This is a genomic window from Streptomyces sp. NPDC050738, from assembly GCF_040654175.1.
Classification (GTDB): domain Bacteria; phylum Actinomycetota; class Actinomycetes; order Streptomycetales; family Streptomycetaceae; genus Streptomyces.
In genome coordinates this window covers 16,599-41,433 of record NZ_JBFAHN010000021.1, presented here as the reverse complement: position 1 = coordinate 41,433, position 24,835 = coordinate 16,599, and the positions used below count along the sequence as shown (strand labels likewise).

Annotated in this window: 20 protein-coding genes; 2 read left to right on the top strand and 18 right to left on the bottom strand. The window is 69.2% G+C overall.

Annotation, left to right across the window (positions count from 1 at the left end):
- Window positions 1–128: 128 nt before the first annotated feature.
- The 3 genes from AB0H78_RS35010 to AB0H78_RS35000 all read right to left on the bottom strand — a co-directional run bounded on the left by AB0H78_RS35010 (window position 129) and on the right by AB0H78_RS35000 (window position 5,266).
- On the bottom strand, window positions 129–1,097 hold the full coding sequence (locus AB0H78_RS35010; RefSeq protein WP_363238841.1) for a patatin-like phospholipase family protein: 969 nt from the start codon (window positions 1,095–1,097) through the stop codon (window positions 129–131).
- Window positions 1,084–2,937, bottom strand: a complete 1,854-nt coding sequence (locus AB0H78_RS35005) for a peroxidase family protein (RefSeq protein ID WP_363238840.1) — start codon at window positions 2,935–2,937, stop codon at window positions 1,084–1,086. Before AB0H78_RS35005 ends, AB0H78_RS35010 begins: the two co-directional genes overlap by 14 nt.
- A gap of 238 nt (window positions 2,938–3,175) precedes the next feature.
- Window positions 3,176–5,266 (bottom strand): alpha-galactosidase, encoded by a 2,091-nt coding sequence (locus AB0H78_RS35000; RefSeq protein WP_363238839.1) that lies wholly within the window; start codon window positions 5,264–5,266, stop codon window positions 3,176–3,178.
- A 165-nt stretch (window positions 5,267–5,431) separates the two neighbouring features.
- Here AB0H78_RS35000 and AB0H78_RS34995 point away from each other — a divergent pair, with 165 nt between their 5' ends.
- Window positions 5,432–6,253: a tyrosine-protein phosphatase gene (locus AB0H78_RS34995; RefSeq protein ID WP_363238838.1), complete on the top strand. Its 822-nt coding sequence runs from the start codon at window positions 5,432–5,434 to the stop codon at window positions 6,251–6,253.
- Here AB0H78_RS34995 and AB0H78_RS34990 read toward each other — a convergent pair.
- From AB0H78_RS34990 to AB0H78_RS34930, 13 genes are all read right to left on the bottom strand, one after another.
- Entirely contained in the window at window positions 6,231–6,356 is a 126-nt protein-coding gene (locus tag AB0H78_RS34990; protein ID WP_363238836.1) for a DUF6126 family protein, read from the bottom strand. The genes AB0H78_RS34995 and AB0H78_RS34990 overlap by 23 nt on opposite strands.
- Before the next feature lie 13 nt (window positions 6,357–6,369).
- Complete coding sequence (locus tag AB0H78_RS34985) at window positions 6,370–6,945, bottom strand: XRE family transcriptional regulator (protein ID WP_363238835.1); 576 nt, start codon at window positions 6,943–6,945, stop codon at window positions 6,370–6,372.
- A 51-nt stretch (window positions 6,946–6,996) separates the two neighbouring features.
- Window positions 6,997–8,394: an aspartate aminotransferase family protein gene (locus AB0H78_RS34980; RefSeq protein ID WP_363238834.1), complete on the bottom strand. Its 1,398-nt coding sequence runs from the start codon at window positions 8,392–8,394 to the stop codon at window positions 6,997–6,999.
- A gap of 5 nt (window positions 8,395–8,399) precedes the next feature.
- Window positions 8,400–10,274: a 1-deoxy-D-xylulose-5-phosphate synthase gene (gene dxs, locus AB0H78_RS34975; protein ID WP_363238833.1), complete on the bottom strand. Its 1,875-nt coding sequence runs from the start codon at window positions 10,272–10,274 to the stop codon at window positions 8,400–8,402.
- Between the two features lie 24 nt (window positions 10,275–10,298).
- The gene (gene ispG / locus AB0H78_RS34970) at window positions 10,299–11,465 is read right to left on the bottom strand and encodes a flavodoxin-dependent (E)-4-hydroxy-3-methylbut-2-enyl-diphosphate synthase (RefSeq protein ID WP_363238832.1); all 1,167 of its coding nucleotides are present in this window, start codon (window positions 11,463–11,465) and stop codon (window positions 10,299–10,301) included.
- Between the two features lie 4 nt (window positions 11,466–11,469).
- Window positions 11,470–12,492 carry an adenosyl-hopene transferase HpnH gene (hpnH, locus tag AB0H78_RS34965; protein ID WP_363238831.1) on the bottom strand — a complete coding sequence of 341 codons (1,023 nt, stop codon included), beginning with the start codon at window positions 12,490–12,492 and terminating at the stop codon, window positions 11,470–11,472.
- A gap of 5 nt (window positions 12,493–12,497) precedes the next feature.
- Window positions 12,498–13,139 carry a 1-hydroxy-2-methyl-2-butenyl 4-diphosphate reductase gene (locus AB0H78_RS34960; RefSeq protein WP_363238830.1) on the bottom strand — a complete coding sequence of 214 codons (642 nt, stop codon included), beginning with the start codon at window positions 13,137–13,139 and terminating at the stop codon, window positions 12,498–12,500.
- The gene (gene shc, locus AB0H78_RS34955) at window positions 13,136–15,130 is read right to left on the bottom strand and encodes a squalene--hopene cyclase (RefSeq protein WP_363238829.1); all 1,995 of its coding nucleotides are present in this window, start codon (window positions 15,128–15,130) and stop codon (window positions 13,136–13,138) included. Before shc ends, AB0H78_RS34960 begins: the two co-directional genes overlap by 4 nt.
- Window positions 15,131–15,234: 104 nt before the next feature.
- Entirely contained in the window at window positions 15,235–16,317 is a 1,083-nt protein-coding gene (locus tag AB0H78_RS34950; protein ID WP_363238828.1) for a polyprenyl synthetase family protein, read from the bottom strand.
- The gene (gene hpnE, locus AB0H78_RS34945; RefSeq protein WP_363238827.1) at window positions 16,314–17,774 is read right to left on the bottom strand and encodes a hydroxysqualene dehydroxylase HpnE; all 1,461 of its coding nucleotides are present in this window, start codon (window positions 17,772–17,774) and stop codon (window positions 16,314–16,316) included. The genes AB0H78_RS34950 and hpnE overlap by 4 nt, the downstream gene beginning before the upstream one ends.
- 145 nt (window positions 17,775–17,919) lie before the next feature.
- Entirely contained in the window at window positions 17,920–18,864 is a 945-nt protein-coding gene (gene hpnD / locus AB0H78_RS34940; protein WP_363238826.1) for a presqualene diphosphate synthase HpnD, read from the bottom strand.
- The gene (gene hpnC / locus AB0H78_RS34935) at window positions 18,861–19,772 is read right to left on the bottom strand and encodes a squalene synthase HpnC (RefSeq protein ID WP_363238922.1); all 912 of its coding nucleotides are present in this window, start codon (window positions 19,770–19,772) and stop codon (window positions 18,861–18,863) included. Before hpnC ends, hpnD begins: the two co-directional genes overlap by 4 nt.
- 317 nt (window positions 19,773–20,089) lie before the next feature.
- Entirely contained in the window at window positions 20,090–20,746 is a 657-nt protein-coding gene (locus AB0H78_RS34930) for a TetR/AcrR family transcriptional regulator (RefSeq protein WP_363238825.1), read from the bottom strand.
- Between the two features lie 83 nt (window positions 20,747–20,829).
- Here AB0H78_RS34930 and AB0H78_RS34925 point away from each other — a divergent pair, with 83 nt between their 5' ends.
- Window positions 20,830–23,028: an MMPL family transporter gene (locus tag AB0H78_RS34925; protein WP_363238824.1), complete on the top strand. Its 2,199-nt coding sequence runs from the start codon at window positions 20,830–20,832 to the stop codon at window positions 23,026–23,028.
- 82 nt (window positions 23,029–23,110) lie between these two features.
- Here AB0H78_RS34925 and AB0H78_RS34920 read toward each other — a convergent pair whose 3' ends face one another.
- The gene (locus tag AB0H78_RS34920) at window positions 23,111–23,896 is read right to left on the bottom strand and encodes an ABC transporter ATP-binding protein (protein ID WP_363238823.1); all 786 of its coding nucleotides are present in this window, start codon (window positions 23,894–23,896) and stop codon (window positions 23,111–23,113) included.
- Window positions 23,889–24,818, bottom strand: a complete 930-nt coding sequence (locus AB0H78_RS34915; protein WP_363238822.1) for an ABC transporter permease — start codon at window positions 24,816–24,818, stop codon at window positions 23,889–23,891. Before AB0H78_RS34915 ends, AB0H78_RS34920 begins: the two co-directional genes overlap by 8 nt.
- Window positions 24,819–24,835: the final 17 nt, after the last annotated feature.

Here is a 24,835-nt window from a genome sequence, read left to right as displayed (position 1 = left end):
CCTATCCTGCATCGCCCTGTGTGACCTACGCGACCGGATAAAGGGTTGACGCGGGGTGATCTAAACCACCGGGTCAGTTTTGGGTAAAGCCGGAATAAGTGGCGGGACCATCGATCACCCGGACACCCTCACCGATGGGCGTCGTCCCATCGCCGCAGGAAGGCCCCCGCGGCCTTGCCCCCTCCCTCCACCACCGCTTCCCGCTGTGCCGCACCGAGGCGGAAGTCGGTGATACCCACCCCCGAGCAGTCGACGGCCATCGTCCGCTCCCGCACGCCGGGGGCTTCCATGTGCGTCTGGTCGCGGCCCACCAGCGCGGTGGCCACCACCTGCTGCAGGAGCTGCAGCGGTGGCGACATCACCACGGCGAGCGCCGGGAACAGCTCGGCGTTCCCCGCCGGCAGATCGGGCAGGATCTGTACGCCGAAGGTCGGCCAGCGCGGCTCCCTGCCGTCCCTGCGGTCGAAGATCTCCACCGCGAAGTTCGACAGCACACCGCCGTCGACGATCACCGACGCCTCCTTGGTGACCGCGTCGGTGAGCGCACACGGCCGGAAGTAGAACGGGATCGACAGCGAGCAGCGCACCGCCTCCGCGACCGACTGCTCATCGGGGTTGAGATGGAAGCGGTGGTAGTCCCACGGCAACCGGAGCAGCCTGCCGTGCGTGACGTCGGTGGCCATCACCACCAGCTTGTACTTCTGGTCCTCCTCCAGCGCCCCGTCGGCGTCCGGATCGTCGCGCCGCAGGTCGGCGAAGGTGGAGACGCCCAGCTCTTCGAGCTCCTCCTCCAGCCATTCGCGGATCCACTCCCCCTTGTACGCACCGCGCGCGCCGAGCAGCGAGAACCCTTCGCTCAGCAGCGGCACCCGGGGTGTCATCCGGTCGGGTATCCGGGAGAGATCGAGCCGGTCCATGACGGAACGCAGCTGCTTCGCGTCCGTCCCGGCGGCGACGAAGGCGGCCGCGATCGCGCCGACGGAGGTCCCGGCCGTCCGCGGGAAGGTGTATCCCTCCTCCAGCAGCCGCATCACCGCGCCCGCGGATCCGAGGCCTCTGACGCCGCCGCCTTCCAGTACGAGATCAGCCCTTGGCATCGCGCCGCGCCTCCTCTGTCCCGCTCGCGCCGGCAGCGGCGGCGGTCTTCCACGGGGCGAAGGCGTTCTTCAACCCGGCCATGGCGGTGCGCAGTTCGGGGTGGTGGCGCAGCAGCACCGTCATCATCGAGTTGTCGTCGATCCACTGGATGCCGGCCTTGGAGTAGACCTCGGGCGTGTAGTACTCGGTGAAGAACCGGTCGCTGTTGAGGCGGCGCGAGGCCATCAGGATGAAGATCCGGAAGGCGGTGTCGCTGAAGGCGAATCCGGCGGGCAGTTTCTCCGCGAACATCCCGACGCTGAGGTCGACCTTCTCGATGTCGCCCTCGTAGACCCGCTTGATCTCCTTGGCCCAGGCCGGGTTTCCGGTGAGGTCCTCGAAGGTCGCGGCGGGCTTCAGCCGCAGCAGCCTGCGGAACGCGTTGTAGCGCGGTACGCCCAGTTCGCGCGAGCGCAGGATGTCGGTGGCGGCGAGGTCCTGGAGGTGCCCGTCGGGGCGCTCGTACTCCTGCAGGAACTTGGGGAAGTTGTGCAGGGTGACCAGCCCCGGGTGGAGCGTGCCGAAGCTGTAGAAGAGGTCGGCGGTGGGGATGGTCTGCAGGACCTTGAGCGCCTCGGGTCCCGCGATGTCGCGGAAGGAGCACTCGCGCAGCGAGGTGTCGTCGTCGGCGGCGCGCAGGCTCCAGTCGTCGCGTACGAGAGGGTGCATACGGTAGACGGCGACGAACTCCTCGGTGAGCGCGTACGGAATGCCGTAGTGGTCGGTCTCGCCGCCCGGAATGCCGCTGACCACCTCGGAGTCGGCGATCCGGCCGAAGAGATCGTGCACCCGCTCGCCCAGCAGACCCCACCAGTTGGCGCGCAGCGCGACGACGGTGGTCGGGTGGCTGATGACGGCCGGTGTCCACTCCACGGTGTGGATCTTGGCGATGAGTGCGGCGGTGACCAGCCTGGCGCGCTGGAAGATCTCCTCGTCGTCCCACTCCGGGTAGGCGGTGTGCAGATGGTCGCAGACCGCGTTGTGCTCGCGGGTGAACAGCCCCTGCATCAGGGCCAGTCCGAGCCAGAAGCCGGGAACCCTGGACGGGTCGCGTCGGGCACCCGAAGGGAACGGCGTCCGCTCGTCGTCCCAGACGTGCAGCCTGCCGTGCTCGCCGGTGCGCATCTCGCGCTGTTCCTCTTCGCCGGTGCCGTAGATCTGGGAGGCGTCCCACCAGTGCGAGAAGGTGTTGATACGGGTGTCGGGCGTGCCCGCGGGGGCATGCGGGTCGCGCGTGGGGTCGTCAGGGGTGCGCATGATCCGCATGGGCTTCTCGGGCCACGGGTCGTCGTCGAGGAGCGGCACGGTCCAGGGCCGCTCGCTCGGGCTCGTACCGTGGCTGAACCAGTCGCGGATCATGAACTGCAGCCAGGCGGCCACCAGGGAGTTGACCGACTCTGCGGCGATCAGACCGTCGCGGGTGAGCAGCGCGCGGCTCACCTCCCGGGGATTCGGCGTGGACAGGATGTCCTCGGGGGTGGCCGGGGGGATCTTGTCGAGCGGGATGTTGCGGCCGAAGCGGGTGCCTGCCATGCCCATGCGGGGCGAGGCGAGGTCGTTGTAGCTGCCGTCGGAGGTCCTGTTGACCTTGTACGAATCCGAGGGCGGCGCCGGCTCCGGCACATTGACCGAAGGGACGGCGTTCGTGTCGTGGAGGTTCTCCTGGCGCAGTTTCACCCGCAGCCCGAGGAGCGTGCCGAGACCGAGCGGGACGGGCAGCTTGTCCCAGCCGATCCGGTCGTCGAGGAACTGGGCGAGACCCGTGACGATGCGCCACGGCAGTGAGGTGCGGTAGTTCATCGGGTTTCCCCCTCAGCGGTGGGGCTGCGACGCTACCCGGCGCCCGGTGGCGGCGGATACGCCAGATTCGGGCCTCTTCCCCGATCTGCTCCAGCTGTTTGCACCGGCGTACAACAAGCGGCCCATCCGCAGACGGCAGTGCGGGGGCCGCCCCGGACTCCATGTCCGAAGCGACCCCCGCACTGCCGTCGTGTCCCATCCACCCCTTCCGGAGCGGAGCGTTCATGGCCTGGTCGCGTCAGAGGCGCCGCAGCCGGAAGACCGCCGCGTCCAGGTCTCCGCGCAGCCCGGTCCGCAGCCCTCGATGGAGCAGCACGGCGCCACGGTGGACGGCCCCGGTGTCAAGGCATTCGTAGGACGCTGACGGGTCGATTCCCTTGAGGCGTACGGCCGGTGGCTGCTCGCCGTAGTGCTGCGCCTGCAGCCACGCGAGCACCACGACGGTGTCGTCCCTTACGTACTGGACGGCGCTCAGTCCGCCCGCGGGCGCCCGCAGGCGGTAGAGCTTGCCGCCCTGCACCACGGGCCTGACCTTCTTGTAGAGCTCCACCCAGCCGCGCGCCTCCGCGCGCTCGTCCTCGGTCCACTCGGTGAGGTCGCCGCCGACGCCGAGCACCCCTGCCATGGCGCTCACGAAACGGAACCGGAGCGAACTGATCCGCCCGTTGAGCTGCGTGTTGGGGCTGTCGGTGACCCAGGCCGCCATCACCCTCGCCGGATGGATCTGGCTGAAGCCGTCCTGGATCGCCAGGCGGTCGAGCGGATCGGTGTTGTCGGAGGTCCACACCTGGTCCGTACGGGAGAGGATCCCGAGGTCGATCCTTCCGCCGCCGCCCGAGCACGACTCGAAGGCGACGTCCGGGTGCGCGGCACGCAGCCGGTCCAGGAGTGCGTAGAGCCCGTGCACATGCTCGACCCACAGCTTCTGCGGGTAGGGCTCGTCGGGCCATCCGGCATCGGTGAAGCAGCGGTTGAAGTCCCACTTCACATAGTCGATGGGCGCGGAGGAGAGCAGCGCGTCCAACTGCTCCCAGAGACAGTCCTGTACGTCCTTGCGGGCGAGGTTGAGCACCAGCTGGTTGCGGAATTCGGTCCGCCGCCGCCCGGGGTGATGCTGCACCCAGTCCGGGTGGGCCCGGTAGAGATCGCTGTCGGGGTTGACCATCTCCGGCTCGACCCAGATCCCGAACTGCATGCCCAGAGCGTGCACTTCGTCCGCGAGTGGCTTCAGTCCGCCGGGGAAGCGGTCGGGATTGGGCGTCCAGTCGCCGAGCCCGGCCCGGTCGCTGACCCGCTGTCCGAACCACGCGTCGTCGACGACGAACAGCTCCACCCCCATCTCCGCGGCCCGCCGCGCGAGGACCCGCTGCTGCTCCTCGGAGATGTCGAAGGTGGTGGCCTCCCAGGAGTTGTACAGAACAGGCCGCGCCCGGCCGGCGTCGGGGATCACATGCGCCAGCTGCCAGGCATGCCACGCCCGGCTCGCCCCGCCGAACCCGCCGTCGCTCCACAGCCCGGCGAAGACCGGCGAGGTGTACGACTCCCCGGCCGCGAGCCGCACCAGACCCGAATCGTCATAGCCCGCACCGCCGTTGATCTGCACCGCACCGTCCGGGTGCTGAGATACGGCGATGCGCCACGACCCTGACCAGGCGAGCGCGCAGCCGTAGACCTGCCCGTGGTCCTCGGTCGCCCCTTCCGCGTCGAGGGCGACCCACGGCAGATGCTGGTGCCCGGTGTGCCCGCGCCTGCTGGAGAGCACCTTCTCGCCGTACGTCAGCTCCGAGCGTACGAGCCGGCTCTCGGCCGCCCACCGGCCGTGCAGCTGGCTGAGGCGCCAGTGGTCGCGCACCGGCAGCGTCCAGGTGGCACCGTCGGCCCGCAGGAGCTCCAGCGCGGATCCGTCGCCCTCATGCACCACCGTGACCCAGCGTTCGATCACGTCGAAGCCGTCCCGCACCCGGTAGTGCAGGGTGATGCCGAGACCGTGCACCGCATCGGCGAACCGCAGCCGCAGTTCGTCCGCGTCAGCCGCCGCGTCGACGAACCGCCACTCGGTGCCGCGGACTTGATCGGTACGTACCGAGAGCGCGGGCCGCACGAACCGCGGCCCGCCCTCGACCGGATACTCCTCGACCCCGTCGAGCGGCGACTCGAACCCCGACTTCCTGGGCAGCGGTTCGGCCGCCAGCTGCTCCGCATCGGCGAGGGAGATCCGCGGCCCCCAGTGCAGATGCAGCAGTTCGTCGTGTTCCGTCAGATGCAGCGCATAGCCGACTTTGGCCCCGGAGAGCACCCAGGTACGACCGTTGCCACCGAACTCAATCATCCAGACCCCCAGATCCGCACAGGTGCGAACATCATGGGTGGCCCGGCAGCGGAAGGGCAACGCCCTTGTCAGAGGCAGCCGGGACGATTGCCTCAGGAACCCATGTCGTATCGTCGAAAAGCCAAGGTCAGATCGGCAAGGACGCCACACCACCGAGGAGCCCCCGTGACACAGCAGCTGCCGCAGGTCCCGTCGACAGAGCCCGAACTGGCCGGAGTGCGCAACTTCCGTGACGTGGGCGGGCTGCCGACGGTGGACGGCAGGCAGGTGCGGTACGGAAAGCTCTTCCGCAGCGGCCATCTCGCGCACGCCACCGCGGAGGACGCCGCGTTCCTCTCCACCCTGGGCCTGCACACGATCTTCGATTTCCGCAACGCCGCCGACCACTCCCTTGAGGGCGCGGACGTCGCGCTGCCCGGGGTGCGCAATGTGAACATCCCGCTCTCCGACCCGGCGGACGGCGCCGAGTTCTGGACGATGGTCCGCGACGGCAACCTCGACCAGCTGCGTTCCATCCTCGCCGACAACAAGGCCGCGGACAGGATGTCGGCCTCGTACCGCAAGATGATCAAGCTGCGCACCGCCGAGCACAGCCGCGTCCTGCACGCGCTGGCCGACGACAGCGTCCCCGCCCTGATGCACTGCGCGGCCGGCAAGGACCGCGCGGGCCTCTCGATAGCCGTCTCGCTCCTCGCGGTCGGCGTCGAGCGCGACGCCATCGAGGCCGACTACCTCAAGTCGAACGACCCGCACCGCCGCTACAAGATCAAGCGCACCGGCACCTCCCCCGACGCGATGTCCCCCGAGATCATGGCGCTGCTCAGCCCCCTGTTCGAGGCGCGCGCCGACTACCTCGCAGGCGCCTTCGCCACCATCGAAGAGGTCTGGGGCACCACGGACCGCTATCTGGCCGAAGGACTCAAGGTGACGGACGCGACCCGCGAGCGCCTGCGCGAGCGGCTGCTCACCGCTGACCGCCGAGCGTGAAGAGCAGATAGACGAAGGCCGCGAAGAGGTGACCGGCCACCAGGTATGCGAAGAGCCGGATGACCAGCCCGCGCGGGAACTTCTTCTCCTCGTTCATGGACATGGGTGCGGGCCTCTCAGTGCAGATCAGGGGATTGCAGCAGGGTGTGTACGAAGAGCAGCTCGACCCCGTCGCGGGTGGCGGCGGCGATCCGGTGCGGGGTCAGCGAATCGAAGTGCGCGCTGTCCCCGGACTCCAGCTCGTGCACGGCTTCGCCGAGGCTCAGCCGCAGCCGCCCCTGGAGCACGTACAGCCACTCCTCGCCGGGGTGGACCCGTACGAGATCGCCCTGCGCCCCGTAAGGCACCTGCAGCCGCAGCGCCTGCAGCGCCCGCCCCGAGCCGCCGGTGCGGTGGTAGGTCCAGCCGTCCGCCTCGACGGCGCCGCCGCCTCCGCCGCGGATGATCGGGTCCCGCTCCGGGGGCACCTCGCCGAGCAGTTCGGAGACCGTCGTACCGTAGATACGCGAGAGCGAGAGCAGCATCGGCAGCGAGGGCTGCCGCGCGCCGGTCTCCAGCCGCGAGAGATGCGCGGCGGACAGACCGGCCCGGCGGGCGGCGGCCTCCAGCGTGAGACGACCATGGCGGCGCAGTTCGCGGAGCCGGGGTGCCACATCGGGGAGCTCGTCGGCAGGAGTGCTCATGCACTCCATGACGCCAGATGTATACCTCAGAGGCAAATTTCTTGCCTCTGAGGCAAAAGATCACCGGTTGGCGACGGCCTGCTTCACCAGGGTCTTTCCGAAGTCCCACATCAGGCCGCCCCCGCCGTGCGCGTCCTCCATGACGGCGGTGAAGGCCTCCACGAAGCGGTCGACCTCCTTCTCCCCGATGGTCAGCGGCGGGATCAGCTTGATCACTTCCAGGTGGTCGCCGGACACCTGGGTAAGGATCCGGTGCTTCTGCAGCAGCGGTACGACGACCATCTGCGCGAAGAGCCCCTTACGGGCAGCCTGCAGCATGGTCCACCGGCTCCGCAGCTTCAGCGAGGCGGGACGCCCGAACTCGATGCCGATCATCAGCCCCCGGCCGCGTACGTCGTGCAGCAGCTCATAGCGCGGGATCAGCTCGGCGAGCCTGCTCCGCAGCAGCTCGCCGGTGGCGCGCGCGTTGGCGACGGTCTCCTCGCTCTCCATGACCGAGAGAACGGCGAGCCCGGCCGCCATGGCCTGCGCGTTGGACCCGAAGCTGGCGGAGTGCACCAGGACCCGGTCCATCGAGGAGTAGACCTTCTTGAAGATCCAGTCCTTGCCGAGCGTCGCGCCGACCGGTACGTATCCGCCCGAAAGCGCCTTGGCCACACAGACCAGGTCGGGCTCGACGCCCTCCTCGTGCTGGTACGCGTAGAAGTCCCCGGTCCGCCCGAGGCCGGTCTGCACCTCGTCCGCGATCAGCAGCGCCTTGTGCTTGTGCAGCAACTCCTGTGCCGCGCGCAGGAATCCGGGCGGGGTCTCGTGCACCCCCTTGCCCTGGATCGGCTCGACGACGAATCCGGCGACGTCCCCGCGCTTCAACTCCCTCTCCAGCGCGGCCAGATCACCCATCTCGATCGCGGTGTCGGGCAGCAGCGGCGCGAAGCCGTCCCTGAACCCGTCCTCGCCGTTGACCGAGAGCGATCCGGTGGTCAGCCCGTGAAAGGCATGCGTGCAGTACAGAATCCGCTTCCTGCCCGTCGCGTACCGGGCGAACTTCAGCGCGGTCTCGACCGCCTCCGTACCGCTGTTGCCGAAGAACACCCGGTCCAGATGCGGCGAGTGCTGCAGCAACTTCTCCGCCAGCAGACCGGGCAGCGGCTGGCAGTCGAAGCGCGTCAGATCGGCGAGCGAGGCGTCCAGCACGTCGTGCAGGGCCTGGCGTACGACCGGATGGTGCCGGCCGATCCCCATCACACCGAATCCTGCGAGCATGTCGAGGTAGTCGTTGCCTTCGGCGTCCCAGAAGTACGCGCCCTCGGCCCGTTCGTAGACCTTGTCGAAGCCGATGGTGTGCAGCATGCGCGGCAGCTGGTGATTGAGATACCGCGCATGCAGCTCGTAGCGCTCACCGCCGCGTTCGGCCAGCAGAGCCGTCAGATCGAAACCTTTGGGCGCGACTTCCGTCATTCTTCTCAGTTCTCCTTAAGGGCCAGGGCGGCGCTGATCCGTCCCGCGATCTCCACGGGCGTCAGCCCGATGTCGGCCAGCACTTCTCCCCGCTTGGCGTGCGCGAGGAACTGTTCGGGGATGCCGAAGGTCCGCAGGGGTACGTCTACCTCGGCGTCCCGCAGCGACTGGGCGACGGCCGAACCGACGCCGCTGGTACGGCTGTTGTCCTCTACCACCGCCACCAGCGTGTGCGCCGCCGCGAGCGGGACGAGCGCCGGGTCGACGGGTTTGACCCAGCGCGGATCGACGACAGTGCACCCGATCCCCCGCGCTTCGAGCAGCTCGGCGGCCTGCAGACACACAGGCGCGAGCACTCCGACGGCCACCAGCAGCACCTGCGGATCGTCGCCGCGATGCAGTACGTCGACCCCGCCGACCGTGTCGATCGCCGGAATCGGCGCCCCCACGGACTCCTTGGGGAAGCGCAGCACGGTCGGTGCGTCGTCGACGTCCACCGCCTCGCGCAACTGCGCGCGGAGCTGGTCGGCGTCGCGCGGGGCGGCGATCCGCAGTCCCGGCACGACCTGCAGGACGGACATGTCCCACATGCCGTTGTGCGAGGCCCCGTCGACGCCGGTGACCCCGGCCCGGTCGAGCACGAACGTCACCCCGCACCTGTGCAGCGCGACATCCATCAGCACCTGGTCGAAGGCCCGGTTCAGGAAGGTCGCGTACACGGCGACCACCGGGTGCAGCCCGCCGGTCGCCAGGCCCGCGGCCGACACCGCGGCATGCTGCTCGGCGATGCCCACGTCCCAGACCCGGTCGGGGAACCTCTCGGCGAACTCGGTGAGCCCCACCGGGTGGAGCATCGCGGCCGTGATGGCGACGACATCGGGCCGCTCGGCCCCGATCGCCGCGATCTCCGCCCCGAACACCGATGTCCAGGAAGGCCCGTTGGACGGTGCGAGCGGCTCGCAGGTGAGCGGGTCCATCACGCCGACCGTGTGGAACCGGTCGGCCTCGTCCTCCAGGGCCGGCTGGTATCCGCGCCCCTTCTCGGTCAGTACGTGCACGAGCACCGGCCCGTGGAACCGTTTCGCACGTGTCAGTGCGGACTCGACGGCTTCGATGTCGTGCCCGTCGATCGGCCCGACGTACTTGAGCCCGAGGTCCTCGAACATCCCCTGGGGTGCGAAGGCGTCCTTGAACCCCTTCTTCGCCCCGTGCAGCGACTCGTACAACGGCTGCCCTATGACCGGCGTGTGCTGCAGGACGTCCTTGCCCCAGGCGAGGACCCGCTCGTAACCGTCCGTGGTGCGGAGCGTCGCGAAGTGGTTCGCCAGGCCCCCGATCGTCGGGCCGTAGGAGCGCCCGTTGTCGTTGACGACGATGATCAGCGGCCGCTCCTTGGCGGCGGCGATGTTGTTGAGCGCCTCCCAGGCCATGCCCCCGGTGAGCGCCCCGTCGCCGATCACCGCGACGACGTGGTCGTCCCTGCCGAGGACCTGGTTGGCCTTGGCAAGCCCGTCCGCCCAGCCGAGGACGGTGGAGGCGTGGGAGTTCTCGATGACGTCGTGCTCGGACTCGGCGCGCGAGGGGTAGCCGGAGAGGCCGCCCTTGGAGCGGAGCTTCGAGAAGTCCTGCCGCCCCGTGAGCAGTTTGTGCACATAGCTCTGGTGCCCGGTGTCCCACAGGATCCGGTCGGCGGGCGAATCGAAGACTCTGTGCAGGGCGACCGCCAGCTCGACCACCCCCAGATTGGGCCCCAGATGGCCGCCGGTCCTGGCCACGGCATGGACCAGGAACTCTCTGATCTCCCCGGCCAGTTCACCGAGTTCCGACTCTGACAGTGCCTTGAGATCGTGCGGCCCCCGGATGCTCTCCAAGATCGTCACGCCTCGGCCCCCTCTCGGATCTGTTCAGCTCACGGTGACGTCGACAGGGCCCGAGGGCACTCCCGCGTCGGCCATGGTTTCTGCGATCTTCATGGCCTCTTCGATGAGGGTCTCGACGATCTTCGACTCGGGTACGGTCTTGACGACCTCACCCTTGACGAAGATCTGACCCTTCCCATTGCCCGACGCGACACCCAGATCTGCCTCGCGTGCTTCACCGGGCCCATTGACGACACACCCCATGACAGCGACCCGAAGCGGCACTTCCATGCCCTCGAGTCCGGCCGTCACCTCGTCGGCAAGCTTGTAGACGTCCACCTGGGCGCGCCCGCAGGACGGACAGGAGACGATCTCGAGACGCCGCTGCCGCAGATTCAGCGACTCCAGGATCTGGATGCCGACCTTGACCTCCTCGGCGGGCGGCGCGGAGAGCGAGACGCGGATGGTGTCGCCGATCCCCTCCGACAGCAGAGCCCCGAAGGCGACCGCGGACTTGATGGTCCCCTGGAAGGCGGGACCGGCCTCGGTCACCCCCAGGTGCAGCGGATAGTCGCAGGCGGCGGCCAGTTGCCGGTAGGCGTTGACCATCACCACGGGGTCGTTGTGCTTGACGGAGATCTTGATGTCGCGGAAGCCGTGCTCCTCGAAGAGCGAGGCCTCCCACAGCGCGGACTCCACCAGCGCCTCGGGTGTCGCCTTCCCGTACTTCTTCAGCAGACGCGCGTCCAGCGAACCGGCGTTGACACCGATCCGGATGGGCGTCCCCGCGTCCGAGGCGGCCCGGGCGATCTCCCGTACCTTGTCGTCGAACTGCTTGATGTTGCCCGGATTCACCCGCACCGCCGCACACCCGGCATCGATCGCCGCGAAGACGTACTTCGGCTGGAAGTGAATGTCCGCGATCACCGGGATCTGCGATTTCCGGGCGATGGTGGCGAGCGCGTCCGCGTCGTCCTGCGTCGGGCACGCCACCCGTACGATCTGGCAGCCGGAGGCCGTCAGTTCGGCGATCTGCTGCAGCGTCGCCCCGATGTCGGACGTACGCGTCGTGGTCATCGACTGCACCGACACGGGCGCGTCCCCGCCGACGGCCACCGACCCGACCTGGATGCGCCGCGAGTGGCGGCGCATCGCGAGCGGCCGGGCCGGCAGCTCGGGGAGGCCCAGTGTCACGGGCACTCCTGCGGTCATCACGTCACCCGCGGTTTCCTGAGACCGTTTCGCGTGCGGCACGGATGGACTCCTTGAGCGAGCCCATCGTCGCCAGGACGGCCGTCGGCTCGTATCCGCAGTGCGCCATGCAGTTGGCGCAGCGCGGGTCCTTGCCGCGTCCGTACTTGTCCCAGTCGGTCTCCTCGATGAGCTCCTTGTACGTCGGAACGTACCCGTCGCTCATCAGGTAGCAGGGCCGCTGCCACCCGAAGAGGGAGTAGTTGGGGATCGCCCATGCGGTGCACGGGAAGTCCGCCTTGCCCTCCAGGAAGTCCAGGAAGAGCGGCGAGTGGTTGAGCCGCCACTTCTTCCTGTTGCCGCCCGCGAAGGCCTTCTTGAAGAGCTCGCGGGTCTGCTCGACGCCCAGGAAGTGCTCCTGGTCGGGCGCCTTCTCGTAGGCGTACGCGGGCGAGATCATCATCTCGTCCACGTGCAGGTCGTCATTGAGGTAGTTGAGCACCTCGATGATCGTCTGCGGGGTGTCCGTGTTGAAGAACGTGGAGTTGGTCGTGACCCGGAAGCCGCGGCGCTTGGCCTCCTTGATGGCCTCCACGGCCTCGTCGAACACCCCCTCTTTCGCTACGGACTCGTCGTGCCGCTCGCGCAGGCCGTCGATGTGCACGGCGAACGCGAAGTACGGCGATGGCGTGAACTTCTCGATCTTCTTGCGGAGCAGCATCGCGTTGGTGCAGAGGAAGACGTACTTCTTCTTCGCCACCAACTGCCGCACGATCTCGTCGATCTGAGGGTGCATCAGCGGCTCGCCGCCGGCGATGGAAACCATCGGGGCGCCGGATTCCAGCACCGCCCCCACGGCCTGCGCCACCGGCATGCGCTGCTTGAGGACGCCGGCGGGATGCTGGATCTTCCCGCAGCCCTCGCACGCCAGGTTGCACGCGAAAAGTGGTTCCAGCTCGACGATCAGCGGGAACTTCTCGCGCTTGCGGAGCTTCTGTTCAAGGAGATACGTCCCGACCCTGATGGTCTGGCGAAGCGGCATGGCCATCTAGCTCACCTCCGGGGGAGCAGCAAAGAACGGTGCCATTCAAAGAACGCTGGTAGGACGGCACGGAGAACACGGAAAGCCGATATTCCACCGCGAACCGTCCCAATACGGACGAGTTCATGTTCTGGAGCGTCCACGACCACTCGTACGGCCGCAACCGGGCGTGGCCCGGCTCGTACAGCGCTCCAGAGCGTCGCCGCGGACTCCATGTCCACGGCGATCGCCCCTGTGGCACGCAGCTCTTCCCGCTCGTGGCCGCGCACCACATGGTCTGAGCCGGTCAGTGGACCGGTGTGGATCCCGCGCCCCGGCAGGGCCTCGGAGAGCGCCTTGATCAGCGTCCCGGTGCCCACGCACGGGGTGATGCCCCGGGGATCGCGGGTCTCCTCGGCGACCACCAGGTCCCCCGGGTGCATTCCGGGCGCGAGCCCGGCGCAGAACCCGGAGGCGATCACGGCGGCCTGCCGCAGAGCGGGCTCGCCGAGGACGCGCGCGACGGTGTAGTCGGCGGCCTCGGGTCCCATGCCTGTACGGAGAACGGTGACGGGCGCGGGCGCGCCGCTGCGGCTGCCGCCGCGCAGCGCGAGCCTCTCGATGCCCAGCGCACAGGCGATCAGCAGGGGCGCACTGTCCTGGATATCGGTCATCGGCCCCCCAGTTGACCGGGGGCGAAGGGATCCCCGTGCACATAGCGGCCCAGCGCGGTGAGCGGGAAGACCTGGCGGTAGAGGTTGTAGTTGATCGAGAAGTCCCAGGGGAAGCCGGTACCGGTGAAGTACGGCTCGTCCCAGGACCCGTCCTCGCGCTGGGTCTCGGCGAGCCAGGCGACGCCCCGCTCCACGGCCTTGCTCTCCCGCTCCCCGCCCGCCAGCAGCGCGAGCAGCGCCCAGGCGGTCTGGGAGGCGGTGGAGGCGCCGTGGCCGATCCACTTCTCCTCGCGGTACGAGCGCAGGTCCTCGCCCCAGCCGCCGTCGTCGTTCTGCACCGACTCCAGCCAGGAGACCGCACGGCGGATCGCCGGGTGCGAGGCGGGAATCCCGGCCGCGGTCAGCGCGGGCAGCACCGACCCCGTCCCGTAGATGTAGTTGACGCCCCAGCGGCCGAACCAGGCACCGCTCGCCTCCTGTTCCGCGAGCAGCCACTCGATTCCGCGCTGGGTGCGCGGATCGTGCGTCCTGCCCTCGACGGCGAGCATCTCCAGGACGTGCGCGGTGACATCGGCCGACGGCGGGTCGATGACCTCACCGAAGTCGCAGAACGGCAGCCGGTTGGGGAAGACGCTGGTGTTGTCGGCATCGAAGGCGCCCCAGGCGCCGTTCTTGGACTGCATGCCCAGATTCCACGCCACACCGCGCTCGACGGCCGCCTCCAGCCGGGCAGGCTCGGGGTGTCTGACTCTGCGGAGCGCCAGGACCACCTCGGCCGTGTCGTCGATGTCCGGGTAGTTGTCGTTGTGGAACTCGAACGCCCAGCCTCCGGGCGCGAGTGCGGGCCTGCGTACCGACCAGTCGCCGGGGCGCCTGATCTCCTCGCCCAGCATCCAGTCCGCCGCCTTGACCAGCGCCGGATGGTCGGGGCGCACCCCCGCGTCGGCGAGCGCGATCGTCGCCAGACAGGTGTCCCATACCGGCGACTGACAGGCCTCGATCATCCGGGCCCCGTCCTCGCGCCAGATGGCGAAACGGTCCAGCGAGGCCAGGCCCGCACGCATCACGGGGTGGTCCAGGTCGTATCCGAGCAGATGCAGGGCCATCACCGAGTACACGGCGGGCGGCTGGATGCCGCCCCAGCAGCCGTCGTTCTCCTGCCGCTCGACGATCCATCGCGCCGCGGCATTCATCGATGCCTTGCGCACCACACGCGGTGCGACCCGGTGGTAGAAGTGCAGCCCCTTGTCGATCCGCTGGAAGATCCCGTCCCAACTGGTCACCGGCGCAAGGCGTTTGGACGGGTTGGGGTTGCGGGCGTCCGCGTGCAGCTCGTCCAGGGTGAAGGGGGCCGGACGTACCGGACGCTTCGCCGACACGACGGTCAGCGGCACGATCGTCTGGCGCGCCCAGCAGCCGAAGTCATAGATGTTCAGCGGGAGCCACTTGGGCAGGAAAATGATCTCCGGCGGCATCTCGGGGAGGTCGTCCCATTTCCACCAGCCGAAGAGCGCGAGCCAGATCCGGGTGAAGACCCGGCCGGCCGCGATCCCACCGTGGCGGCGGATCCACGCGGAGGCACGCGCCATGTGCGGGTCGTCGGGGGCATCCCCGGCCAGCCGCAGGGCGACGTACGCCTCGATGGTGGTGGAGAGTTCACCGGGACCCTCGTAGAAGGTGGCCCAGGTGCCGTCCTCACGCTGCTCGCCGCGGATGAAGAGTGCGGAGGCCTGGACGGTCTTCTCGTCCTGGATGCCCAGGAACTGCCTCAGCAGCAGGTCCTCGGCGTCCATGGTGACGTTGGTCTCCAGGTCGCCCTTCCACCAGCCCTCGGCGTCCTGCGTGCCCAGGAGGTAGTCGACCGAACGTGCCGCAGCCCGCTCCGCGGCCTCGAGCACCTCGTCCACGGCGGGAGTCGATTCGGTTGTTTCACTGGCCGAGGCTGCGCGGGGCTCCATGGCTCCGGTGCTTCCGTCGGTCGTCGCTGTCATGGCTTCCCCTTCGTGCAGTGGTTCTTCTGCTGTGCTGGGGTCTCCGTCGGCCGGCGTCCGTCAAGGGCGCCGGCCGGCGACTGCGAGTCATATGGAGGAAGAGATCATCGCTTTCGTACGACCACGAAGTCGGCGAGCGCGACGAGCTGTGCCCTGACCTGTTCCGGCATGTCGACTCCGTCCAGTGCCTCGATCGCAATGGCGTGCTGCCTGCGGGCCTCCTGCGAGGTCCACTCGCGACCGCCGGCCTCTTCGATCAACGCGGCCCGGGTGGCGAACTCTTCCTCGGAGAAGGTGTCGAAATCATTACTCTTGGCGTCGGCCGCGAGCAGTTCACCGAGGCGCTCCGAGGCCGGTCCTCCCGCGGCGAGCGCGGCGACGACCGGCAGGGACTTCTTGCGCTGGCGCAGGTCGCTCCAGGTCTGCTTGCCCGTCGCCTCCGGGTCGCCCCAGATGCCGAGCAGATCGTCCACGGCCTGGAAGGCGAGACCCAGGTGGTAGCCGTACGCCTCCAGGATGTCGGCCGTACGGTCGTCGGCGCCGCCGAGCACCGCGCCGATGGAGACGGCGCAGGCGAGCAGGGCGCCCGTCTTGTTGCCCTCCATCTCCAGGCACTCCTCGACGGTGACCCGCTCGCGGTGCTCGTAGGAGATGTCCTGGGCCTGACCGTCGATCAGCTTGCGCGTGGCGGTGGTGAGCCGGCGCGTGGCACGGCCCGCCTCGACGGTGCCGAGTTCGAGCAGAAGCTCGTTGGCCAGGGCGAACAGCGCGTCCCCGACGAGGATCGCCTGGGCCGGGCCGTGCACCTTCCATACGGTGTCGCGGTGGCGGCGCTGCTCGTCGCCGTCCATCAGGTCGTCGTGCAACAGCGAGAAGTTGTGCACGAGTTCGACGGCGACCGCGCCCGGGACGCCGACCTCGGCGGCGGCGCCGGCCGCCTCCGCGGACAGCAGGGCGAGCGCGGGACGTACGGCCTTGCCGCCGTCGCCGTCGGAGGGGTTGCCCTCGGCGTCGATCCAGCCGAAGTGGTACGCGGCTACGGTGTCCATGGGCGGCGCGAGCCGGTCCACGGCAGCACGCAGCACCGGTGAGGACAGGGTCCGTCCGCGCTCCAGAAGCGCGACAATATCGACGGTGTCTGCGGCCGGGGTCACAGGCTCTCCTCTTGTTCCAGTTGCCATGCTCATACCGCCTCCTGAAGCGGATGTTCGTGAGGGCGGCCCAGCGCGGAGAGCGCGGCGCCCGCGGCGCTGAAGCCGCTGCGCACGGCGCTCTCCATGGTCGCGGGCCAGCCGGTGGCGGTCCAAGCGCCCGCCAGGGCGAACCCGGGGGCGTTGGTGGCCGCGCCAGGGCGCAGCCGACCGACGCCGGGCGTCGGCGCAAAGGTCGCCGTCCGCTCCCGGGTCACGAAGAAATCCTGTACCTCCGCGCCGCGGGCGGCGGGCAACAGCCGATCCAGCTCGGGGAGATAGCGTTCGCGCAGGACGGAGACGGGCTCGTCGATGTCGTCCTCGGCGGCGGACTGCGACAGCGCCAGATACTGGCCGCCGCCCTTCAGCCCGGAGGCGTCCGTACGGTCGAAGACCCACTGGACCGGTGTGCCCAGGGCCGCGAAGAACGGCTGCCTGAGCACCTTGCGGTCGTAGACGACATGGATGTTGAGGATCGGCGCGGTCCCGATCTCCAGGAGCCGGTCCGCGTCGTCGAGCACACCGTCGGGCAGCAGCGCATGGGCCTCGCGCTGGGGGACGGCCAGCACGACGGCGTCCGCCTCCAGCGTCTCGCCGTCCACCTCGACCTCCCAATTGCCTTCCTGCGCACGAGAGATACCCAGGACACGGGTCCGCAATTCGGTCCGTACGCCGGCGGTGTCCAGGGCTTTGCGCGCCAGCGTGTCGTGCAGCTCGCCGAGCGGTACGTGCGCCCACCCGATGTCCGCCGCGCCGGGCTCGGAGAGCAGCCCGGTCTTGAAGACCATCGCTGCGAGCCCCAATGAGGCATACGGCGCGGTGGCGTTGAGCGTCGCGACGCCCACCAGGTCCCAGAGGGCCTCGATCGTGCGGTCCGACTGGCCGTGCCGGCCGAGCCAGCTCGCGAAGTCCACATCGTCCAGGGCGGGATCGGCGAGGTCGAGTCCCTTGAGCGCGAGCGCGGCGCGCCCGACGCTCGCCCGCTCGGCGAGCGAGAGGTGCGGGTACGTCGCCAGGCTCTTCGCCAGGTGCAGCGGTACGGGAAGCGCGGTGCGCCGCAGCCGTCCCAGGCGCGGGCCGCGCGGGTGCGCGACGTCCAGGACGGGCACGTCGAGGCGGTCCTGCAGCGGCGCGAGGGCGGCTCCGCCCACGCGGTCGAGGAACCAGCGGTAGGCGGTGCAGCACCGCAGGTAGACGTGCTGGCCGTTGTCGACGGTCAGCTCCCCGCGCTGGAAGGAGAAGGCCAGCCCGCCGAGCCGCGGTCGTCCTTCCAGCAGCGTCACCCGCACGCCCGCGTCGGCGAGTTCGAGCGCGGCGGTGATCCCGGCGAGCCCTCCGCCGACCACGACCGCACGTGCGCCGACAGCACGGTCGTCGACGGGTGCGGCCGCCCCCTCGGGGCGGCCGGCCGGTCGTGCGTCCGGCCGCTGGGGCCGCACTGCATCGGCTGTCATACGTGTCCCCCCTCGACCTTGTTGTCCAGGTGCGGACAACAGGCCGTTGCAGTCAGGGACGCCACGGGGATGCGGAGGGTTGCGCGCCGGTACCGCGAATTCCCGGTGCCCCCTGCACCGTCGCGGAAGGATCTGTCCCGGTCCATCAGGCGCGCCTCCGCGCGGTCTGCCGGGAGATGTGCCGGGTGTCGAGGCCGGAGAGGCCGCGTACCGCGACGTACGCCTTCTCCCGCCCGGGAAGCGAGACGCGGCCGCGCAGTACCGCCTCGGGGTCGCGCTCGATGCGGTCGAGCAGACGCCGGTAGATGCCGGCCATGGCGGCGACGCAGGCGCCGCTGCGCCGATCGAGCAGCGGCAGCAGCCGGTACCCCTCGGCGAAGAGGGCGCGGGCGCGCCGGACTTCGAAGTGCACCAGGCCCGTGAAATCCGAGCCGGGGGGCGGCGTCGAGCTGTGGAAGCCCGCGGAGCAGCCGAACTTGGCGAGGTCGTCCGCGGGCAGATAGGTGCGGCCGTTGCCCGCGTCCTCGCGTACATCCCTGAGGATGTTGGTGAGCTGCAGGGCGAGGCCGAGGGTGTCGGCGTAGTCGAAAGCCTTGTCGGTGCTGCCCGACTCGGTACCGAAGATGCCCAGGGAGAGCCGGCCGATGGCGCCCGCGACGCAGCGGCAGTAGATCTTGAGGTCGTCCCACGTCTCGTAGGTCTCCTCGTGCACGTCCATCAGTACGCCGTCGATGAGTTCGTCGAGCCCGCCGAGCGGGATCGGGAACCGGCGTGCCGCGTCCGCGAGCGCGACGGCGACCGGGTCGGTGTCGTCCTCTTCGATCTCCCCGGCGCGCACCCGGCCGAGGAGGTCGCGGGTCGACTCGAGCCGCGTCTGTTTGACGTCGGGAGCAAGCTCTCCGTCGCCGATGTCGTCGACACGGCGCGAGAAGGCGTACAGCGCCGACATGGCCTGCCGCTTGTCGGCGGGCAGCAGCCTGATGCCGTACGCGAAATTACGTGCCTGCTGACCGGTGACGGCCTCGCAGTAGCTGTATGCGGCCATCACCGGCGCGGACAGCTGCGCTTGTCCTTCCACGGTTCGGCTCACCCCTCTCTACGCGTTCCTCGCAAGACGGCTCCCACTTCGCGCAGCAGACTGAGCTTGGTGGGCTTGGGCGGTCCTGGAAGTACGTCGTACCCGGCGGCGGAGACCGCCTGGAGAGCGGCACTTCCCCCGGCCACGAATCCGGCGAGCAGCAGCTTGAGTCTGCCGTGGACGCTACCCACGAGAGGGGCGCCTTCATTCAGCAGTCCCCGGGCGCGTGTTGCTTCGTATGCGACCAGCGCGCGCACCGATGCGCCCGCGCTGGGAGCTGCCAGATCCGCCTCCTGGACATGGAACCGCTTCATGTCCTGGGCGGGCAGGTAGATGCGGTCGCGGCCGAGGTCCTCGGCCACGTCCTGAAGGTGTTCGACGATCTGCAGGGCGGTGCAGACGGCGTCGGAGCGGCGGATGCGCTCGGGTGTCGCGGTGCCGGTGAGCTGCAGGACCAGGCGGCCCACCGGGTTGGCGGAGAGCTCGCAGTAGGCGAGGAGGTCTTCGTACGTCTCGTAGCGACGCACCGTCTGGTCCTGGCGGTTGGCCTCGATGAGCCCGAGGAAGGGGTCGGGCGCCAGGGAGCGGCGGCGGACCGTGGGCTGGAGGGCCAGCAGGAGCGGGTGGTGCGGCGTGGCGTCGAACACGCGTCGCAGGTCGGCCTCGAAGGCGTCGAGCATGGCCAGGCGGTCGTGCGCCTGCGCGGGGTCGAGGCCGAGCCGTACGGCTTCGGCGGAGGGGTCGGCGAGGTCGCCGTCACCGATGTCGTCGACCAGGCGCGCGTAGCCGTACACGGCCATCAGATCGTCGCGCCATGCACGCGGAAGGAAGAAGGGGGCGACGGGAAAGTTCTCGTCGGCGGCCTTGTCCAGGGTGGTACGCGAGGTCGGGTCGGTGCGCGCCTCCCGCGATCCCGTCACCACGTGCTGCCCGGTGCGGGTACGGCGGAAGCATCGCGGAGCTGGAGATCGTCCGTTGCCATTGCCGTCACATCTCCCGTTCTACACTGCCGACCCAATACATCCCATTTCGGACACGCCGCCCGCGTCCCGGAGCGGAAGGACCGCCCGGAGGCGAGACGCCGTGGGGGTATCGCCCCACTTGCCGCGAATCAGCACCGGTACAGCTTACGTTGTACAACGCTCAACGCCACGGCGGGGTGTTGAGCGCATTACAAGAACACTCCAATCCTCGCCAACCATCCCCGGCTGTACAGGACTTGACGATCACTTGACCCTCACGCCGCGATGAGCCCCGCGGTCACCATGGCCACGGTGCGCTCGACCGCCACCTCCCGGACGGCGTCCGGGAGCCGGCTCATCGGCCCGTCGAGGATCAGCATGGACAGTCCGTGAACCGCCGCCCAGGCGGCCGCCTCGGCCGCGGGCCGGTTGCGTTCGGGCATACGGCCGGACGCCACGAGGGCGTCCAGCGCATCGGTGAGAAGCACGAACGAGCGGTACTCGGGCGCCGTCCCCGCGGGCGTCACCCCGCCCCACTCCCCCTCGTCGCCGACCATGCGAGGCGAACAGAACGCGGCGCGGTAGAGGCCGGGGTGGTTCACCGCGAAGTGGACATAGCCGCGACCGATCGCGGCGAAGCGCAGTTCGGCCGCCTCGCCCGGGTCCTCCGAGCGGGGCGCCTCGGCGACGGCCGCCTCCATGGAGTCCGCAAGAGCCTGCTGGCCGTGGACCTTGACGACGTACAGAAGGTCGCCCTGGCCCGCGAAGTGCCGGTACGCGGCGGTGGCCGAGACGCCGACCCGGCGCGCCGCCTCGCGCAGCACGACCTTGTCAGGACCGCCGTCGATCGCGAGATCGACCGCGGCGGCGATCAGCGCATTGCGCAGATCGCCGTGGTGATAGCCGGACTTGCCCCCCGAGATCGCTGCCATACGTTCATCCTGCCCGATGTTGACAGGATTAACATCCGCTGGCACCGTCAGAGTTGACACCGTAAACATCGGGAGGGACCACCGTGTTGCACACGATCGCCGAGCTGGCACTGCGCCGGGCCCGGCTCTTACTCGTCCTGGCCGCCGTCGCAGTCGTCGCCATGGCCGCGCTCGGTTTCGGCGCCTTCGGCAAACTGCTGGGCGGTGGATTCGACGACCCGAAGGCACCGTCCACCCGCGCCCAGACCCTGATCGACGAGAAGTTCGGCGGGGACACCAACCTGGTGCTGCTCGTACGGGCGGACGGCTCGGCGACCGGCGGCCTCTCCTCGCCCGCCGTCGAGGCGCGGGGGCAGTCGCTGACGAACGGGCTCAAGCGCGAGGAGACCGTGTCCAACGTCGTCTCGTACTGGGAGACCAAGAGCCCCCGGCTGCTCTCCACAAACGGCAGCGAAGCTCTGGTGCTCGTCCATGTGAAGGGCACGGACAGCGAGGTCGGCGACCGCGCCAAGGTCCTCGTCGCACGCTACGCGGGCGACCGGGACGGGGTCGGGGTGACCTCCGGAGGCGTCGCCGGCGTCACCGAGGACGTGACCTCCCAGGTCTCCAAGGACCTGGCCGTGGCGGAGATGATCGCCATTCCGCTCACGCTGATCCTGCTGGTGCTGGCCTTCGGGAGTTTCGTCGCCGCACTGCTGCCCCTGGCCGTCGGGCTCTTCGCGATCCTCGGCACCTTCGCCGAACTGTTCGTCATCGGTTCGCTCACGGACGTTTCCGTCTTCTCCATCAATCTGACGACGGCCCTCGGGCTCGGTCTCGGAATCGACTACGCGCTGCTGCTCGTGAGCCGGTTCCGTGAGCAACTGGCCACCGGGGCCGCGGTACCCGACGCGCTGCGCACGACCGTGACGACCGCCGGGCGCACCATCGTCTTCTCCGCCTCGACGGTGGCCGCGGCCTTGGCCGCACTGCTCGTCTTCCCGCAGTTCTTCCTGCGCTCCTTCGCCTACGCGGGCATCGGGGTCGTCGCCATCGCCGTGCTCGGCGCCCTCTTCGTCGTACCGCCGCTCCTCGCGGTGCTCGGCCACCGCGTCAACAAGGGCCGTCTGCCGTGGGCTTCGGCCGTACGGCGGGCCGACGCGCCGTTCTGGGGCAGGCTCGCGGCCTCCGTCATGCGCAGGCCGGCGCTGACCGCGCTGCCCGTCCTCGCTCTCCTCCTGCTGGCCGCGAGTCCGCTGCTCGGAGTCACCTTCGGCACCCCGGACGAGCGGGTGCTGCCCGAGACGGCGGCCGGCCGCCAGGTCGCCACCGCTCTCCAGCAGGACTTCGGCGGCAACGACACCGGGGCCGTGCAGGTGGTGACCGAAGGGGCCGTGGCGGCCGGACCGCTGAGCGCCTACGCGCTGCGGCTCTCGCAGTTCGAAGGGGTCGTCAAGGTCGAGGCCAGTTCGGGTACGTACGCCAAGGGGCAGACCCAGCCCGCCGGTCCCGCCAACGCCGCGCTGGGACGTCCCGACGCCCAGCGGATCGAGGTCGTGTCCGCCCACACGCCCAAGTCGGGTGCGGCGCAGGACCTCGTACGGGAGATCCGTGCACTCCCCGGTCCCTCGGGGACCAGAACGCTCGTCGGTGGGGCGGACGCGCGGCTGGTCGACTCCAAGCACTCGATCGGGATCAGGCTGCCGCTGGCCGCAGGGCTGATCGCGCTGACGACCTTCGTCCTGCTCTTCCTCTTCACCGGGAGCGTGGTGCAGCCGCTGCGGGCGCTGCTGCTCAACGCGGTGAGCCTGTCGGCCTCGGTCGGCGTGATGGTGTGGATCTTCCAGGACGGGCATCTCTCCTCCTTCCTCGGCTTCACACCACAGCCGCTGGACACCTCGATGACCGTGCTGCTGTTCTGCGTCACCTTCGGGCTCTCGATGGACTACGAGGTCTTCGTGACCAGCCGCATGAAGGAACTGCACGACGCGGGAGCGGACCGCTCGACCGTGGTGACACAGGGCCTCGCCCGGACCGGACGGATCGTCTCGATGGCGGCCGGGCTGCTCGCGGTGAGCTTCTTCGCCTTCGGCACGAGCTCGATCAGCTTCCTGCAGATGTTCGGGCTCGGCAGCGGACTCGCCATCGTCATCGACGCGGTGGCGGTACGGGGAATCCTGGTGCCCGCCGCCATGCGGATCCTGGGTGGCCGCGCCTGGTACGCGCCCGCGGTGCTGCGCAGGCTGCACGGCCGGGTAGGACTGGCCGAGACGGCCGGGGTGAAGGAGACCGCCGGGGTGTGAGCCCGCTCGCGTACGAAAGAGGCCCTGGCCGGAACCCGCGTGTGTGCGGGTTCCGGCCAGGGCCTCCTCGAGGTGGGCCGGACTACTTGCCGGTCTCCTTCTCGTACGCCTTGATGACCTCGTCGGTCGGGCCGTCCATCAGCAGTTCGCCCTTCTCCAGCCACAGGACGCGGTCGCAGGTGTCCCTGATCGACTTGTTGCTGTGGCTGACGAGGAAGACGGTGCCCGCCTCCTTGCGGAGTTCGCGGATGCGCTGCTCGGAGCGGATCTGGAACTTGCGGTCGCCGGTGGCGAGCGCCTCGTCGATCATCAGCACGTCGTGGTTCTTGGCCGCCGCGATGGAGAAGCGGAGCCTGGCCGCCATGCCGGAGGAGTAGGTCCGCATCGGCAGGGTGATGAAGTCGCCCTTCTCGTTGATGCCCGAGAAGTCGACGATTCCCTGGTAGCGCTCGCGGATCTCCTCGCGGGACATGCCCATGGCGAGACCGCCGAGGATCACATTGCGCTCGCCCGTGAGGTCGTTCATCAGCGCCGCGTTCACACCGAGCAGCGAGGGCTGGCCGTCGGTGTAGACCTTGCCGCTCTCCGTCGGCAGCAGCCCGGCGATGGCACGCAGCAGCGTGGACTTGCCGGAGCCGTTGGTGCCGATGAGGCCGATGGCCTCGCCCTTGTACGCCGTGAAGGAGACACCGCGTACGGCGTGAACCTTGCGGACGCCGCGCGCTTCGCCCTTGCCCCGGCCGATGATGCGGCTGAGCGCGGCGGTCGCGCTGCCCTTGCCTCCGCCCGTGCCGTTCACCCGGTAGACGATGTGCACATCGTCCGCGATGACGGTGGGGACCCGCCCCTGGATCTTGTCCTCAGCCACGGCCGTACCGTTCCTCTGCCTTCCAGAAGTACACAAAGCCGGCGCAGCCCACGAGGAGCGCCCAGGCCACCGCACCGATCCACACGTGGTTCGGCAGGTTCGACGAGCCGTAGCCGTCGATCAGCGCGTAGCGGATCAGGTCCATGTAGATCGCCGCCGGGTTGTACTGCAGCGTGGTGGCGATCCAGGCCGGCTTGTCCTTGAGCATCACCGTGATCGAGAACATGACGCCCGACGCGTACATCCAGGTCCGCATGATGAAGGGCATCAGCTGGGCGAGGTCGGGGGTCTTGCTGCCGAGGCGGGCCATGATCAGCGCCATGCCGGTGTTGAAGAAGAACTGCAGGGCCAGGGCCGGGAGCACCAGCAGCCAGGAGAGCGACGGGTAGCTGCCGAAGACCATCGTGACGATCAGCAGCACGATCATCGAATACAGCAGCTGCTGGAGCTGCTGCAGCGCGAAGGAGATCGGCAGCGAGGCACGCGGGAAGTGCAGCGCCCGCACGAGGCCCAGGTTGCCCGAGATGGCCCGTACGCCTGCCATCACCGAGCTCTGGGTGAAGGTGAACACGAAGACGCCGGTCACCAGGAAGGGGATGAAGACCGCCTGGGACATGCCCTTACTCGAGTGCATGATCACACCGAAGATGAGGTAGTAGACCGCCGCGTTCAGCAAGGGGGTCGCGACCTGCCAGAGCTGGCCCAGCTTGGCCTGGCTGTACTGGGCCATCAACTTGGCCTGGGAGAAGGCCAGGATGAAGTGGCGCCGGCCCCACATCTGCCGTACGTACTCGGCGAGCCCGGGCCGGGCACCGCTCACCGACAGGCCGTACTTGGCGGCGAGTTCCGCCGGGGGCAGACCGTCGTCGGGAGATGGCGGGGCGCTCAACGCAACCGCTCCGTCATGGGATGTGTCACTCACAGGTTGAAACTTTCGTG

Bases quoted from the DNA above. Each gene is read 5' to 3' on its own strand.
- AB0H78_RS35010 (WP_363238841.1), bottom strand. From the start codon at position 1,097: ATGCCAAGGGCTGATCTCGTACTGGAAGGCGGCGGCGTCAGAGGCCTC.
- AB0H78_RS35005 (WP_363238840.1), bottom strand. From the start codon at position 2,937: ATGAACTACCGCACCTCACTGCCGTGGCGCATCGTCACGGGTCTCGCC.
- AB0H78_RS35000 (WP_363238839.1), bottom strand. From the start codon at position 5,266: ATGATTGAGTTCGGTGGCAACGGTCGTACCTGGGTGCTCTCCGGGGCC.
- AB0H78_RS34990 (WP_363238836.1), bottom strand. From the start codon at position 6,356: ATGTCCATGAACGAGGAGAAGAAGTTCCCGCGCGGGCTGGTCATCCGG.
- AB0H78_RS34985 (WP_363238835.1), bottom strand. From the start codon at position 6,945: ATGGAGTGCATGAGCACTCCTGCCGACGAGCTCCCCGATGTGGCACCC.
- AB0H78_RS34980 (WP_363238834.1), bottom strand. From the start codon at position 8,394: ATGACGGAAGTCGCGCCCAAAGGTTTCGATCTGACGGCTCTGCTGGCC.
- ispG (WP_363238832.1), bottom strand. From the start codon at position 11,465: ATGACCGCAGGAGTGCCCGTGACACTGGGCCTCCCCGAGCTGCCGGCC.
- hpnH (WP_363238831.1), bottom strand. From the start codon at position 12,492: ATGGCCATGCCGCTTCGCCAGACCATCAGGGTCGGGACGTATCTCCTT.
- AB0H78_RS34960 (WP_363238830.1), bottom strand. From the start codon at position 13,139: ATGACCGATATCCAGGACAGTGCGCCCCTGCTGATCGCCTGTGCGCTG.
- shc (WP_363238829.1), bottom strand. From the start codon at position 15,130: ATGACAGCGACGACCGACGGAAGCACCGGAGCCATGGAGCCCCGCGCA.
- AB0H78_RS34950 (WP_363238828.1), bottom strand. From the start codon at position 16,317: ATGAGCATGGCAACTGGAACAAGAGGAGAGCCTGTGACCCCGGCCGCA.
- hpnE (WP_363238827.1), bottom strand. From the start codon at position 17,774: ATGACAGCCGATGCAGTGCGGCCCCAGCGGCCGGACGCACGACCGGCC.
- AB0H78_RS34930 (WP_363238825.1), bottom strand. From the start codon at position 20,746: ATGGCAGCGATCTCGGGGGGCAAGTCCGGCTATCACCACGGCGATCTG.